This is a genomic window from uncultured Roseibium sp. (assembly GCF_947499295.1).
In the GTDB taxonomy this organism is placed as follows: domain Bacteria; phylum Pseudomonadota; class Alphaproteobacteria; order Rhizobiales; family Stappiaceae; genus Roseibium.
Map to the genome: position 1 here is coordinate 62,123 of NZ_CANMNP010000014.1, position 14,399 is coordinate 76,521.

The window sequence follows — 14,399 nt, forward strand, 5'->3', positions numbered from 1 at the left end:
CTCAGGGCTCCTGGTGAATAAACGGCTTTTCCCAGACTGTGGCGGTTCTCATACCGTGCGGGGTGTCGACCTGTACCTTGGTTCCATCATCCCAATGCGTCATGCGCACCATGCCGAGCGCGACATTGGTCCGGTAATCCGGGGAATAGGCTGCCGAGCTCACCGTGCCGACCTGGCGGCCGCCTGCAATTATCGGCCAGAGTTCATCGCACGGCGGCACTGGATCACCGTCAATGGCTACGCTGCGGATTTGTCGGACGGGCCCTTCCACGGCAACCCGCAGCAGCGCATCCCTGCCGATGCAGCCGATTGCGTCCTTTGTCTGGCAGAACCGCCCCAACCCGCATTCATGGGGCGTGTTGTTTCGGGTCATGTCATTGCCATAGGACAGCAACTGGCCTTCGATCCGCTCAATCAGGTTCGGGCAACCAGCACGGACATCCATGTCTTCACCGGCCTCCATCAAGGCGTCCCAGACAGGTTCGCCGAGATCGAACCCTTCAACATAGAGTTCAAAGCCCCCCTGTTTTGAGTAGCCTGACCGGGCCAGAACCAGCCTCTGGCCCTCAAACTCGACATAGTCATAGTGAAAGAAACGAATGGAGCGGATCCGCTCTCCAAAGACACGCGCCACCAGGTCTTCGGCTTTCGGCCCCTGGATCGCAAGCGGAGCGACATCCGGTTCATCGACATCGACCTCCAGCCGGAAAGCATGAGCGAGGCCCTTTATCCAGAACAGAAGATCGCTATCCGCCACTGACACCCAAAACTTGTCTTCGGCAAGTTTCGTCGTCACCGGGTCATTCAGCATGCCACCGGTTTCATCGACCATCGGCGTGTAGTAGCACCGCTCTTCAGTCATGCCGGACAGATCGCGCGGCGTCAGCATCTGAGCCAAACGTGCTGCGTCAGGCCCCCAAAGTTCCACCTGCCGCTCGCATGAAACATCCCAAAGCTGAACTTTGGATTTCAGGTGACGATAGTCCGCTTCCACACTCTCAAACACCGTCGGCAAGAGCATATGGTTATAGACCGTGTATCCCTTGACACCGGCGGCCTGAACGCGGCGTGAAAACGGCGTCTTTCGGGTACGGCGGGAAACTGAAAGCGCGGGGACCTGCATTTCGATCTCCTTTATGCAGCCTGTTCGGCAGCCGGACCTGACCAGTCGATTTGGCAAATCTCAGCGCTGCGGCCGTCGAAATCCCAAACCCGACCATAGGCCCGCACGCGGCCCTGCGTTGCCGTGGCAACAGTGATATCCCGGCCCATCCAGTATTCCGTGTTGGAAATAACGATGTCTTCATCAGGATTTGCACCCGGCACCGGCACGACTTCACCTTTGATGGCCTTGCCCACGACCAAACGGCGCGTCTTGCCCTCATTTGTGTAAGACACCGGCGCGCGCTCTGCTCCGAGAAACTCACTCACGAGCACCTTGAACAATCCGGTCGTCCCCCGGGCCTGGCCGGAGAAAATCTTTACAAGACCTTCAAAGGCCGTATCACTCGCGCGTTCATCAATGAAAACCGCGGCCTTCCAGTTACCACGCGCCATCAGTCCGGGAATTTCAATCAGCAGCCCGATGTTCAGACCGGACAGATCTTCACCCTGATAGTGCCCTTCGTCGATGCGAATACCACCCCAGGTCTGACAGTACCCCTCGGTCGGCGGATGCTTTCCGAGCGACACCACGCACGGACAGAAAACCGTGCAGTTGCAGTTCAAGATCAATTCACCGCGAATGGCCCATCCGGACATCAGTTTCTCCCTAGACTGATTGCGTTGTTACGAGGGGCAGGAGGACCACAGTCAGTCCCGCCAGAATTAGAAAAACACCAAGCGGCACGCTGACCCAGGAACCGATCTGCGGCAGTTTCTCCAGCGTCATCAGCACCATCGCAAGACCCATGAAGGCAAGGTTCATCGTGCCAGCGACAAACGCCAGCAGCATCAAGGCCCAGCAACATCCAAGGCAGACAGCCCCCAGCCTCAGGCCAAGCCAAAGGGCTCCTGATACGCCTGGTCTCCAATGGCCCATGAAAAACGTCAGCGGACTTTGGCAGGCTTTAAGGCACGCCTCCTTGAGCGGGCTGAACTGATAAACGCCCGCCAGGATCAAGAGGCCACCATTGAAAAGAACCGAAGTCACCTGGCCAAAGGGATTGAGAAGACCAGCACTTGCCAGCCGCACTTGTACCAGGGCCGCCAAAACTGAAAATCCCAGCCAGACTGTTAGATAACCGCCAGCTAGAGCTGCAAAAGACCATGTGCCGGCAGCATCAGTATGGGTCAGATCGGAATAGGTACGAAGGGCCGGGAAAGCAGTCGGCGCCATCATCGCAAGTGCCATCAACGACCACATCACCACGGCCGAGCCGAGTCCGGCGTCAGCTGCAGATTGCGAACAAAGCGACAGCAATAATTCCGCAGCCGAGCCTTGCCAACTCAAAGCCGGATCAACGGCAGCCTGCATGGCGAACAGAACACTCCAGGCCAGCAGAATGCTCGCAAAAAACGTAAGCCATATTGCCTTGTGGCCGGGCAAAAGTCGGTCGATAGCCTTCACCCTGTCCTCCCAGACTTGATTGCGCTTACGCTGCTCCTCGTGAATTGAAAAGTCAAACTTTTAATTGTCTGACATTTGTTTTTTCCGTTTGACCCTCGAGTCAGAGGCCATTAGGTTGATCGCGATGAAATTGAACTGCATGGCGGGAGGGCTCATTGGCGATTGAATTTAATACGATTCAGAAGGAAGGACTCTCGGTCCAGATCGCCAATGCCATCCGAAATGCTATTCTCGAAGGACGCCTCGCCGGAGAGGAACGCCTCCCCAGCGAAGCTGAATTGTCGGAGCGCTTCGGCGTCTCACGCTCGACAGTTCGCGAAGCGCTGAAAAGGCTGGCCGCCCAAAACCTGATCCGCAGTGAACGCGGTTCTTCCGGCGGTGCTTTCGTCAACCGCATGACCTGGGACGAAGCCAAGGCCAATCTCGTGACGACCACACGCCTGCTGATCGGCATGAACGAAATTCCGTTTGAAGATGCGATTGAATCCCGGTTCGCGCTGGAAATGGCGGCGCTGCCGATGGCGGCCCTAAATCGAACCGAAGAACAGCTTGAGGCGCTCGAAACAGAGATTGCCCGCCAACGGAATCCAGAGACAAGCGACGAAGACTTCTGCGCTTCTGATGTCAGCTTTCACTCAGTTGTCGCCGATGCCACTGACAGCCCATTGCTCGCGTTTCAACTATCTTCGGCTTTTGAAGCCATGCAGCCGCTTATGAACATGCTGGTCTATCGACTGCGCGACCGCCAGCGCATCGCCGAAATTCATGAAGCGATGCTCGCCGCACTGAAAGCCGGCGACAGTGACGTGGCGTCGGCTCAGCTCGAATCTTTGTCTGCCTATACCCGCGAACTTGCCGCTCAGCGTCGCAAGCCAATCGGCAACTGACTGACGGCTTCAGACAATTCCACCACCTGCACCGGTCGCTTCCGGCCGTATCTCAGCGACCTTGTTCCGGTACCCGGAGGCGCGGTAGGCCGAAACCGGGTCGATAACCCCCCCATTTTCAAACCGAGCCATGGCAAGAATGGGTTCAACATCAGTTCGGAAGGCCCGCTTCAGCGTCGCTGAGGCCATCAGGGCATCGTTGTCCTGCTGATAATCACGCAGCGCCAGTCTGTCGACGAGCAGTGCCTGCGCATAGGCACGTTGAACTTCCATCGCGCTCACCATGAGGCTTTCGATCGGGTCGGTCACGTTGTGCGACTGGTCAAGCATATGCGCAGGATCGAAACCTTCGACACTGTGCGTCTCCGCATCGACCAGCTCGTTGAAGACCAGAAACAACCGATAAGGATCGATCGAACCGGTATCCAGATCGTCATCACCATATTTGCTGTCGTTGAAGTGGAACCCGCCCAGTTTGCCGAATTGTACAAGACGCGCGACGATCATCTCGATGTTGACGTTCGGCGCATGATGTCCGAGATCAACGAGGCAAAAGGCCTTGTCTCCAAGCTCCTTTGCAATGAGGTAATTGGTGCCCCAGTCCTGCACGACAGTCGAATAGAAAGCAGGTTCGAAAATCTTGTGCTCCGTGAAAAGTCGCCAGTTTTCGGGCAACTCCGCGTAAATTGCTTTCGCTGAGTCCAGATATCTCTCGAACTGCCGGACAAAGTGGGTCTGACCCGGGAAATTGGACCCGTCTCCAACCCAGATCGTCAGCGCCGCTGAGCCTATGGCTGTGCCGATCTCGATGCACTCCAGATTATGATCAATCGCCTGCTGCCGCGTCGCGGCGTCGGTATGCGTCAGAGACCCGTATTTATAGGAATGCGTTTGCCCCGGCTGGTCCTGAAAGGTGTTGGAATTCATCGCATCGAACCCAAGACGGAGCGAAGCCGCCTTCGCTTTCAGATCTGCCGGATCCGCCTTGTCCCAGGGAATGTGAAGAGAAACCGAGGGCGTCGCGCGGGTCAGCTGCTGGATAACCGCGCAATCCTCAAGCTTGTCGAATATGTGCCGGGGCTCACCTTTGCCGGGGAAACGCGCAAATCGTGTACCGCCAGTGCCAACCCCCCAGGAAGGGATGGCGACACCGTAATCGGAAACCCTGGCTATGATACTGTCAATCGCAATGCCGCGACGGTCCAGCTGTTCACCCAGAGTTTCATAGTCGCGTTTCAAGGCGGTCAAACCCGCTTCGTTTTCCTGCACGATCACTGATTTGTCGATCATCATCTTGAAGATCCTTTCCTGACCCATCTCGCCAATTCGTGACCAAGCGGTCCGGCGTGCTCGAAAGGGGTGAAACACTTTCTGAACGTGGGTTCAACCTTGAGGACTTCGCCCAGCTCGAAACCGTGAGCAGTGCGACATCCGGGTTAGATGCTAGCGCGTAAATGCCTGCACATTCCCGGCATCGACATTGATGATGTTGCCGGTCGATTTTGACGAAACGTCGGAAGCAAAGAAATAGCTCGCTTCAGCGATATCTTCCGGCAGAACGGATCGCTTCAGCAGGGATCGCTGACGATAGTGTTCTTCCAGCTCGGATGTGTCTTTGCCATAGGCTTCCGCCCGTTCCTTCAGCCAGTTTCCGGACCAGATCTTGGACCCGCGAAGCACTGCATCCGGGTTGACCACATTGACGCGGATACCTTCAGGCGCTCCTTCAAGTGCCAAACACCTGGCAAGATGCAGCTCTGACGCCTTCGCCGTACAATAGGCGCTGGCGCCCGGTGAAGCCGCCAGTCCGTTTTTCGATCCGATGAAAACGATGGAACCGCCAAGCCCTTGTGTCTTGAGCACCTGGAATGCCGCGCGCGACACAAGGAAATAGCCGGTCGACAGGATGGAATGGTTCCGGTTCCAGAGTTCCAGTGTCGTTTCCTCTATCGGTGCGGAAGAGGCAATGCCAGCGTTCGACACAAGGATGTCGACGCCGCCGAATTCCATCGCGGCACGCGAGAAACTTTCCGCAACCGCGTCTTCACTCGTGACGTCCATCGCGACAGCCCGGACGACATCCTTTGAGTAGCGCCCGCTCAGATTTGACGCGGCTGCCGCAAGGGCGTCCGCGTCGATATCGGCAAGGACGACACAGGCGCCTTCGCGCAAAAACCGCTCTGCGGTTGCCGACCCGATACCGCCAGCTCCGCCGGTCACCAGCGCGACCCGTCCCGCCAGGCTTTTCGGCTTTGGCATACGTTGCAGCTTCGCCTCTTCGAGCAACCAGTACTCAATGTCGAAGGCTTCCTGCTCCGGCAGTCCGCAATAGGTCGAAACGCTGGAAGCACCTCGCATGACGTTTATGGCATTGGTGTAGAATTCACCTGAAATTCGAGCGGTTGCCTTGTCCTTGGCAAAGGTGATCATTCCGACACCCGGCACCAGATAAACGACGGCGTTCGGATCCCGAAGCGCCGGACTGTTGTCATGTTTACAACGCGCATAGTAGGCAGCGTATTCGTCACGATAGGTTTCCACCGCCTGACCCAGACCGGAGAGTGTTGCCTGAATGTCTGGATCGGCTGGATCGAAATCGACAACGAGCGGCCTGATTTTCGTGCGCAGGAAATGGTCCGGGCAACTGGTCCCCAGCGCTGCCAGGGCTTCCATGTCATTGGAGTTGACGAATTCCAGGACTGCATCGCTGTCATCGAAATGTCCGACCATATGCTGATTGCCGGAGACCATGCCCCGAATTGCCGGCATGAGCCGGGCGGCAATACTCCGCCTCTCGACCGGTGACAGAGCAGTGCACCTGACACCCCCGAAGGCATCCTTGCCCGCAATTTTATCCTCGAACCAGCCTATGGCCTTGTTGATGATTTCCAACGTTGTTTCGTAGCACTCCTTGGCGGTGTCCGCCCAGGTAAACAATCCATGGCTTTCAAGCACAACGCCCCGCGCCTGCGGGTTCGCCTCGCAATATTTTTCGAGCCACAGTCCCAACTCGTATCCAGGTCGTTTCCAGGGCAGCCAACCGATATCGTCTCCAAAAATGTCCCGCGTAATTTGCTTGCTGTCAGCCGCCGCTGCGATTGCGATGACCGCATCCGGGTGCATGTGATCAACGTGCGGTTTTGGAACATAGGCATGAAGGGGCGTGTCGATAGATGCCGCACGCGGGTTGAGGTTGAATGTGCAGTGCGGCAAGTAGCCGACCATCTCATCTTCAAACTCAACTCCGCGATAGAGGCTCTTCAATGCGCGCAGCTTTTCCATGTAAAGCGTCGCAAAACCGTCCATCTTGATGGTGCCGACGTCACCTCCCGAGCCTTTCACCCAGAGGACCTCAACCTCATCGCCTGCAAGTGGATCCTTTTGAAGAACTTTCGCGGAGGTGTTGCCGCCACCATAGTTGGTAATGCGCTTGTCTGATCCAAGAAGATTGGAACGGTAAAGAAGAAGTTCAGGCTCGCTCATGCCCGACGCCCTTTGATCGTCCCACAGATTTTCCAGCCGGGACCCGGCGGCCGAATTCAACATGGTGTCCTCCCAGAATGCGCCTGACAGCGGTCGTTTGTTTGGCTAGACACTCGCTTGATCAGAATTGAATGTCAATCAAAAACAATCATCTTCAATCATATTGCACTGCAAAATGATCATTATTGATCTTTTTTGATTGACAGTGACTGATAATGATGAAAACGTTTGATTAACGGGAGGACTACATGCACGAGAAAGAACGCCACAGGATCATCTTGTCCGCTGTCCAGGATCGGCCTGTTGTCACGGTCCAGGAATTGGTGGCGTTGACGGATTCCTCCGAAGCAACCATTCGCCGCGACATTGCTCAGCTGCATGTGCAAAAGAAACTGCGCCGTGTGCGTGGCGGTGCGGAATCCATCCACCCACCACAGTTTGTCGGCTTGGCGGGACGGCCCTTCAGCGTCAATGAAACGATCAATATCGCGCAAAAACGCGCAATCGCTCAAAAAGCGGTTGAACTCTGCGAAGACGGCGACGCGATCATCATCAATGGCGGCACCACAACGTTCCAGATGGTCCATCCTCTGGCGACAAAGCGGATGCAGGTGTTCACCAACTCCTTCCCGATCGCCGAACATCTCCTCAAGAACTCCAAGAACACGATCATGCTGTCCGGAGGCGTGATCTACCGGGAGCAAAACATCATCTTGAGCCCCTTCGACAATGACGTGACGCGGAATTTCTATGCAAAGCGGATGTTCATGGGCGCGCAGGGCCTCGGCCCTCTCGGTCTGATGGAAGCCGATCCGCTTCTTATCCAGGCAGAACAGAAACTGATCGGTCAGGCGGACGAGTTGGTCGTGCTTGTGGATTCGTCGAAATTCAGCGCGCGGTCCAGCCTGATCCTGTGTGCCCTGGAAAGGATCTCAACCGTGATCACGGACGACGGCATTCCGGACAACGCGGCCAAAATGCTGGAACAGGCCGACATCAATCTGATCGTGGCATCGGTAAACGCCACACAGAGCAAGGCGACCTCAAGCGGGTAGCCGGCATTCTGCCGGAACGCTCAACGGCCCGGCAGTTCATATAGGGAGGAAGCAATGAAACTCTTCAAGTCACTACTGGCTGCAACAGCGGTTGCTGCCGTTTGCATCGCCGCTCCAGCGCAAGCCGAAGACAAGCGTATTGCGCTGGTTGTCAAGGCACTCGGGATCGGCTTCTTTGAAGCCGCCGCAAAAGGCGCGGAAGAAGCCGCCAAGGAACTGGGCGATGTGGAAATCATCTATACCGGCCCGACAGACACGACGGCGGAAGGTCAGATCGAAGTGATCAATGCCTTGATCGCGCAGAAGGTTGATGCCATCGCGATTTCCGCAAACGACCAGGATGCTCTGGTTCCAGCGCTCAAAAAGGCAATGGACCGCGGCATTACGGTGATTTCCTGGGATTCAGGCGTTGCTCCCGAAGGCCGTCAGTTGCATCTCAATCCGTCGTCAAATCCACTGATCGGTAACATGATCATCAAGCTGGCAGCTGATCATCTGCCTGACGGCGGCGATGTCGCGGTCCTTTCCGCATCTGCCACTGCGACGAACCAGAACATCTGGATCGAGGAGATGAACAAGGTCAAGGGCAACTACCCCGGCATCAATGTGGTCGCGACGGTTTATGGTGACGATCTGGCGGACAAGTCTTACCGCGAAGCCCAGGGCCTTATGCAGACTTATCCCGACCTCAAGGCGATCATCGCACCGACCTCTGTCGGTATCGTCGCCGCCGCCCAGGCCGTTTCGGACGCTGAAAAAGCCGGACAGATCAATGTCACCGGCCTCGGGTTACCCTCTGAGATGGCCGGGCATATCGAGTCAGGCGCATCCAAGTCATTCGCCATCTGGAACCCGATCGATCTCGGCTATTCAGCAACTATGCTGGCCTACAACCTTGCTACCGGCAAGGCTGAAGCTGCACCCGGCGCTGAAATTGAGATGGGCCGCATGGGCAAACTTGAGCTGAACGACAACAACGAAGGCGCAATGGCCGACCCGTTCGTTTACGACAGCTCCAACATCAACGACTTCAAAGATATTTTCTAAGCCCGCTGCTTAGATCCATCTTAGGATGTCTCAGGCCCGGTGCCTTGCACCGGGTCTCATGAACCAACAAGAACAACTGGCTCCGGGATATGATTATGCTTGCGAACACGCAGGGCATTGAAGACGCACATCCTCAGTCCGCCAAGGGATCCAAACCGGCTTTGTCTCTGACGGGCATCTCAAAGTCCTTTCCCGGGGTCAAGGCACTGTCTGAGGTTGCCCTGGAGCTTTATCCTGGCGAAGTCACAGCACTTGTCGGCGAAAACGGGGCCGGCAAATCCACCATCGTCAAGATTTTGACCGGCATCTATCAACCCGATGAGGGTGAAATCGTCATTGACGAAAACCGGGTCACTTTTCCGACTGCTCAAGATGCCGGAAAAGCCGGAGTGACCGCAATTCATCAGGAAACGGTTTTGTTTGACGACCTGTCGGTCGCGGAGAATATCTTCATAGGGCACGCTCCAAAGACCCGCCTCGGCTTGATCAACCGCGGCGAAATGCTCAACCAGGCACAAAACCTTCTGAACAGAATTGGCGCGTCGATCGATCCGCATGTCACATTGCGGGAACTCGGCATCGCCAACAAGCATCTGGTGGCAATCGCCCGCGCACTCTCGATAGATGCCAGTATCGTAATCATGGACGAGCCCACGGCATCTCTCTCGCACAAGGAAATCGAAGAGACTTACGAGCTCGTTGAACGGCTGAAAGCTGAAGGAAAAGCCATTCTCTTCATCAGTCACAAGTTCGATGAAATCTTTCGGATCGCAGATCGTTACACAGTCTTCAGGGACGGACAGATGGTCGGTGCCGGGCGCATCAAGGATGTATCCGAGCGCGAACTGGTCAAACTCATGGTCGGACGGTCGGTCGATCAGGTGTTCCCGAAACGCGCACCAGAACTCGGCAAGGAAGTGCTCAAGGTGGTCGGATATTCGCATCCGACCGAATTTGAGGATATTGGCTTTACCCTGCGATCCGGTGAAATTCTCGGATTCTATGGCCTTGTCGGCGCAGGCCGCAGTGAGTTCATGCAGGCCCTTTTCGGTGTGACCCGGCCCTCGAAGGGTGCCATTCGCATCGACGATCAAGTCGCTGTCATTCGAGATCCGAATGAAGCTATCGGTCATGGCATCGTCTATGTCCCGGAAGATCGGGGCAAGCAGGGTGCGGTCAAGGGGTTGCCCATTTTCCAGAACATTTCCCTGCCGTCTCTCAAGGAGACTTCCAGAAACGGTTTTCTGAGGCTGGTGGAGGAATTCAGGCTCGCACGCGATTACACCAAGCGCCTGGACTTGCGTGCCGCAGCACTCGACCAGGACATTGGAGAATTGTCAGGCGGCAATCAGCAGAAAGTTGTCATCGCCAAGTGGCTGGCAACGAAACCACGGGTCATCATCCTGGACGAACCAACAAAGGGCATAGACATCGGCTCCAAGGCTGCCGTTCACGAGTTCATGGCGGAACTGGCGGCAGAAGGCCTTGCGGTGATCATGGTGTCATCAGAGATTCCCGAAATCCTAGGGATGTCCGATCGCGTGATCGTCATGAGGGAGGGCCGAATCGCAGCAGAGTTTGAAGGTCCGGACCTGACCCCGGAACATCTCGTGCGTGCAGCTGCCGGCATTGTGGAGGCGCGCCCATGATCCACTCTCTGATCAAGTCCCGCGAAACGGTTTTGGCGATGGCCATCCTTGTCCTTGTCGGCGCCATCGCCTCGCGTTTCCCGGCTTTTGTCGCTCCCGCAAATCTTGTCAATGTTTTCAACGACACGGCTCCGCTGATCATTCTCGCGCTCGGTCAGATGGTTGTGATCCTCACCCGGTGTATCGACCTGTCGGTTGCTGCCAATCTGGCCCTCACCGGGATGGTGGTCGCGATGCTCAACACCCTTCTGCCAGATCTCCCCGTCCCTTTGATCATGGTGATTGCCATCGGACTGGGGTCCGTCATGGGTCTCTTCAATGGCCTCCTTGTGTGGAAACTCGACATACCGCCGATCGTTGTCACGCTCGGTACAATGACCATCTATCGCGGCATCATTTTTGTCATCTCCGGTGGCGAGTGGATCAACGCGCATGAAATGAGCGACGCCTTCAAGGCCTTTCCGCGGGATGTCGTCTTCGGCTTGCCCGTGCTCTCCTGGATCGCAATCCTGGTGTTGATCGGCTTCATCGTCCTGATCGGGCGCACAGCGCTCGGGCGGGCCTTCTTCGCTGTGGGCGGCAATCCACACGCTGCTGTTTATACCGGCATCAATGTGGGGCTGACCCAATGCGCAGCCTACATCATATCCGGTGCTCTGGCCGGTCTCACCGGCTACCTTTGGGTAGCCCGGTACGCGGTTGCCTATGTCGACATTGCGGGCGGATTCGAACTTGAAGTCGTGGCCGCCTGCGTCATCGGCGGGATTTCGATTGCGGGCGGTATAGGGTCGGTTGGCGGCGCGCTCCTGGGGGCACTTTTTCTCGGCATCGTCAAGAACGCCCTACCAGTCGTCAATATCTCACCGTTTTGGCAACTCGCCATTTCGGGCAGCGCCATCATCATCGCCGTTGCCTTCAACGCAACGTCCAACCGGACCAAAGGCCGGGTGATCCTGAAAAAAGCGGAACATGCAACATGAGCCTTGCGACACACCAGGCCTCGACCGGACGGCAGATCCCGGATCGATTGAAGACCCCGTTGCGCAGGTTTCTGGCAAGCTGGGAGCTGCTGTTGCTTTGCGTTGCCGTGGCTGTTTTCATCCTGAACAGCTTCGCCTCTCCTTATTTCCTGGATCCGTGGAATCTTTCCGACGCGACCTACAATTTCACTGAAAAGGCGATGATCGCCTTCGCCATGGCGTTGCTGATCATCTCAGGAGAGATCGACCTCTCGGTCGCCTCGATCATCGCGCTAGCGTCAACGGCGATGGGGTTCGCTCTACAACTCGGTGCGGAAACCCCGCTTCTGATCCTAACAGGGCTTGGTGTCGGTCTCCTGTGCGGGGCTTTCAATGGCTTTCTCGTCACGGGCCTGGGTTTGCCCTCCATAGTGGTCACAATCGGCACGATGAGCCTCTTTCGAGGCATTTCCTATATCGTCCTGGGAGACAAGGCCTACACCGGCTATCCTTCTGAATTCGGCTTTTTTGGTCAGGGTTATGTCTGGTGGGTCATTACCTTCGAGCTCGTCTTGTTTGCAGTTACAGCTGTCATTTTTGCCATACTCCTTCACAGAACCAATTTCGGACGGGCGGTTTTCGCGATCGGCAACAATCCGGTTGGTGCGCTCTTTTCCGGTATTCGCGTAACCCGCGTAAAGTTTGCGCTGTTTTTGCTCACCGGCCTCATGTCGGGCGTCGCAGCCATTTGCCTGACATCGCGCCTGGGTGCGACCCGGCCCTCGATCGCATTCGGCTGGGAACTTGAAGTGGTCACCATGGTCGTTCTTGGCGGTGTCAGCATCTTGGGCGGTTCAGGATCCATTCCAGGTGTCGCAATCGCTGCCTTCGTGATGGGAATGGTGACCTTCGGCTTTGGTCTCTTGAACGTTCCGGGCATCGTGATGTCGATTTTCATCGGCCTTCTGCTGATTGCGGTCATCGCGTTGCCAAGAATAGTTCGCCAGATTCTCGCCAGACGGAAAGCCTGATCCCATGGAAAAAGTCGCTTTCAAGATGATGCTCAATCCCGGTATGGAAGACGAATACAAAAAGCGGCATGACGAGATCTGGCCGGAGTTGGTCACCCTGTTGAAAGATGCCGGTATCCGGGACTATTCCATTCATCTGGACCCGGACACCAACATCCTCTTCGGGGTTTTGTGGCGCGAAGACAATCACACAATGGACGCCCTGCCCGACCACCCGGTGATGCGGAAATGGTGGGCGCATATGGCTGACATCATGGCCAGCGAACCCGACAACAAACCTGTCGTGACAGACCTCACGCCCGTCTTTCACATGGAATGACGGCAAATGGCCACCATCCACCATGTCGGCGTCATCGATATCGGCAAGACCAATGCAAAAGTTGCAGTTGTCGATCTCGAAAATCGCGCGGAAATCGGCGTTTTGACGCGGCCCAACAAGGTTCTCCCGGGGCCGCCCTATCCCCATTATGACATCGATGGGCATTGGGATTTTATCTGCAATGCGCTCAAGAAACTCAATCTCACCCACGGCATTGATGCCCTTTCGGTCACAGCGCATGGTGCAAGTGCGGTCCTACTCGACAAAAATGGTCAGCTGGCAGCTCCAGTGATTGACTACGAGTTTGACGGACCGGACGAGCTTGCGAGCGAATATGACGCCATCCGGCCTGCATTTACCGAAACCGGATCGCCACGTTTGCGCATGGGCCTGAATGTCGGCGCCCAGATTCATTGGCAACTGAGCAACGACTCGACACTGCACGACCGCATTGCCACAGTGCTGACCTATCCTCAGTACTGGACCTACCGATTGACGGGAAAACTAGCCAATGAGGTAACGTCTCTTGGCTGTCATACCGACCTCTGGTGTCCGCAGGTGGCAGGATTTTCAAGCCTCGTCACCAAACTGGGCTTAAGCGCACGGATGGCTCCGGTCAAAAGGGCTGCGGATCTCATGGGGCCACTCTTGCCGGAGGTTGCACGAAAAATCGGAATGCCTGCCGATTTGGAAGTTGCCTGCGGTATTCACGATTCCAACGCCTCACTTTACCCATATCTACTGGAGCGGCACCCTCCATTTTCAGTCATTTCCACCGGCACCTGGGTCATCACGCTCGCCATCGGCGGTGTTGGCGTCACACTCGATCCAAATCGAGACACCTTGATTAACGTGAATGCACATGGTGACCCGGTCCCTTCGGCGCGGTTCATGGGAGGGAGAGAATTCGATCTCGTTATGGGCAAACGCAAAGCATTGTGTACAGCCCAGGACGTTGAGCATGTCCTCGCTCGGCCAATCATGCTCTTTCCTGCCGTAGACCCGCGCTCAGGTCCCTTTCAGGGGAAAACACATTGTTGGAACACCGAGGAAACAAAACTCTCTGACGGAGAGCGCTATGCCGCACTGTCTTTTTACCTCGCTTTGATGACGGCGGAATGCCTGAAAATGACAGGAGCCCGCGGTCCCAGCCTGGTCGAAGGCCCGTTTGCGCGCAATTCGTTCTATCTGGACATGCTGGCGGCAGCGACGGGGCGTTTAGTGGAGACTTCATCAGGCTCCTCTACGGGAACAAGCATCGGCGCTGCACTTCTTCTGGACAAAAAGGCCACCGCACAGGCTTCCAAGTCGGAGCGTTCACACAAGGAAGAAACATCCGATAGCCGTTTGTCTGACTACGCCGGTGAATGGAAAAGCGCAGTCCGAGGCTAAGTGGAGCG

Annotated in this window: 13 protein-coding genes; 8 read left to right on the forward strand and 5 right to left on the reverse strand. The window is 56.2% G+C overall.

Features of this window, described 5'->3' with window-relative positions:
- Position 1: 1 nt before the first annotated feature.
- Genes Q0835_RS20110 through Q0835_RS20120 form a run of 3 tightly spaced genes read right to left on the reverse strand, consistent with a single transcriptional unit; the run spans position 2 to position 2,569 of the window.
- The gene (locus Q0835_RS20110; protein ID WP_298816986.1) at positions 2-1,123 is read right to left on the reverse strand and encodes a dimethylsulfoniopropionate demethylase; all 1,122 of its coding nucleotides are present in this window, start codon (positions 1,121-1,123) and stop codon (positions 2-4) included.
- A gap of 11 nt (positions 1,124-1,134) precedes the next feature.
- The gene (locus Q0835_RS20115; RefSeq protein WP_298963930.1) at positions 1,135-1,761 is read right to left on the reverse strand and encodes a DUF1326 domain-containing protein; all 627 of its coding nucleotides are present in this window, start codon (positions 1,759-1,761) and stop codon (positions 1,135-1,137) included.
- 10 nt (positions 1,762-1,771) lie between these two features.
- A complete protein-coding gene (locus Q0835_RS20120; RefSeq protein WP_298963931.1) occupies positions 1,772-2,569 on the reverse strand; it encodes a DUF2182 domain-containing protein in 798 nt (265 codons plus the stop codon).
- A gap of 155 nt (positions 2,570-2,724) precedes the next feature.
- On the opposite strand from Q0835_RS20120, the gene Q0835_RS20125 reads away from it, so the two are divergent.
- Positions 2,725-3,456 (forward strand): GntR family transcriptional regulator, encoded by a 732-nt coding sequence (locus Q0835_RS20125; protein WP_298963932.1) that lies wholly within the window; start codon positions 2,725-2,727, stop codon positions 3,454-3,456.
- A gap of 9 nt (positions 3,457-3,465) precedes the next feature.
- Here Q0835_RS20125 and rhaI read toward each other — a convergent pair whose 3' ends face one another.
- Both rhaI and Q0835_RS20135 read right to left on the reverse strand, forming a co-directional pair.
- Positions 3,466-4,749, reverse strand: a complete 1,284-nt coding sequence (gene rhaI / locus Q0835_RS20130) for an L-rhamnose catabolism isomerase (RefSeq protein WP_298963933.1) — start codon at positions 4,747-4,749, stop codon at positions 3,466-3,468.
- Positions 4,750-4,899: 150 nt separating this feature from the next.
- Positions 4,900-7,002 carry a bifunctional rhamnulose-1-phosphate aldolase/short-chain dehydrogenase gene (locus Q0835_RS20135; RefSeq protein ID WP_298963934.1) on the reverse strand — a complete coding sequence of 701 codons (2,103 nt, stop codon included), beginning with the start codon at positions 7,000-7,002 and terminating at the stop codon, positions 4,900-4,902.
- 185 nt (positions 7,003-7,187) lie between these two features.
- Here Q0835_RS20135 and Q0835_RS20140 point away from each other — a divergent pair, with 185 nt between their 5' ends.
- The 7 genes from Q0835_RS20140 (at position 7,188) to Q0835_RS20170 (ending at position 14,391) form a co-directional block, all read left to right on the forward strand.
- Entirely contained in the window at positions 7,188-7,994 is an 807-nt protein-coding gene (locus Q0835_RS20140) for a DeoR/GlpR family DNA-binding transcription regulator (protein WP_298816973.1), read from the forward strand.
- Positions 7,995-8,048: 54 nt separating this feature from the next.
- Positions 8,049-9,041: a rhamnose ABC transporter substrate-binding protein gene (rhaS, locus tag Q0835_RS20145; protein WP_298816971.1), complete on the forward strand. Its 993-nt coding sequence runs from the start codon at positions 8,049-8,051 to the stop codon at positions 9,039-9,041.
- A 95-nt stretch (positions 9,042-9,136) separates the two neighbouring features.
- The gene (locus Q0835_RS20150; RefSeq protein WP_298963935.1) at positions 9,137-10,690 is read left to right on the forward strand and encodes a sugar ABC transporter ATP-binding protein; all 1,554 of its coding nucleotides are present in this window, start codon (positions 9,137-9,139) and stop codon (positions 10,688-10,690) included.
- Entirely contained in the window at positions 10,687-11,670 is a 984-nt protein-coding gene (locus tag Q0835_RS20155; protein ID WP_298963936.1) for an ABC transporter permease, read from the forward strand. The genes Q0835_RS20150 and Q0835_RS20155 overlap by 4 nt, the downstream gene beginning before the upstream one ends.
- Entirely contained in the window at positions 11,667-12,680 is a 1,014-nt protein-coding gene (locus Q0835_RS20160; RefSeq protein WP_298963937.1) for an ABC transporter permease, read from the forward strand. Before Q0835_RS20155 ends, Q0835_RS20160 begins: the two co-directional genes overlap by 4 nt.
- A 4-nt stretch (positions 12,681-12,684) precedes the next feature.
- A complete protein-coding gene (gene rhaM / locus Q0835_RS20165; RefSeq protein ID WP_298963939.1) occupies positions 12,685-12,999 on the forward strand; it encodes an L-rhamnose mutarotase in 315 nt (104 codons plus the stop codon).
- Between the two features lie 6 nt (positions 13,000-13,005).
- A complete protein-coding gene (locus Q0835_RS20170) occupies positions 13,006-14,391 on the forward strand; it encodes an FGGY-family carbohydrate kinase (RefSeq protein WP_298963940.1) in 1,386 nt (461 codons plus the stop codon).
- Positions 14,392-14,399: the final 8 nt, after the last annotated feature.

Bases quoted from the DNA above. Each gene is read 5' to 3' on its own strand.
- Q0835_RS20110 (WP_298816986.1), bottom strand. From the start codon at position 1,123: ATGCAGGTCCCCGCGCTTTCAGTTTCCCGCCGTACCCGAAAGACGCCG.
- Q0835_RS20115 (WP_298963930.1), bottom strand. From the start codon at position 1,761: ATGTCCGGATGGGCCATTCGCGGTGAATTGATCTTGAACTGCAACTGC.
- rhaI (WP_298963933.1), bottom strand. From the start codon at position 4,749: ATGATGATCGACAAATCAGTGATCGTGCAGGAAAACGAAGCGGGTTTG.
- Q0835_RS20135 (WP_298963934.1), bottom strand. From the start codon at position 7,002: ATGTTGAATTCGGCCGCCGGGTCCCGGCTGGAAAATCTGTGGGACGAT.
- Q0835_RS20140 (WP_298816973.1), top strand. From the start codon at position 7,188: ATGCACGAGAAAGAACGCCACAGGATCATCTTGTCCGCTGTCCAGGAT.
- rhaS (WP_298816971.1), top strand. From the start codon at position 8,049: ATGAAACTCTTCAAGTCACTACTGGCTGCAACAGCGGTTGCTGCCGTT.
- Q0835_RS20150 (WP_298963935.1), top strand. From the start codon at position 9,137: ATGCTTGCGAACACGCAGGGCATTGAAGACGCACATCCTCAGTCCGCC.
- Q0835_RS20155 (WP_298963936.1), top strand. From the start codon at position 10,687: ATGATCCACTCTCTGATCAAGTCCCGCGAAACGGTTTTGGCGATGGCC.
- Q0835_RS20160 (WP_298963937.1), top strand. From the start codon at position 11,667: ATGAGCCTTGCGACACACCAGGCCTCGACCGGACGGCAGATCCCGGAT.
- rhaM (WP_298963939.1), top strand. From the start codon at position 12,685: ATGGAAAAAGTCGCTTTCAAGATGATGCTCAATCCCGGTATGGAAGAC.
- Q0835_RS20170 (WP_298963940.1), top strand. From the start codon at position 13,006: ATGGCCACCATCCACCATGTCGGCGTCATCGATATCGGCAAGACCAAT.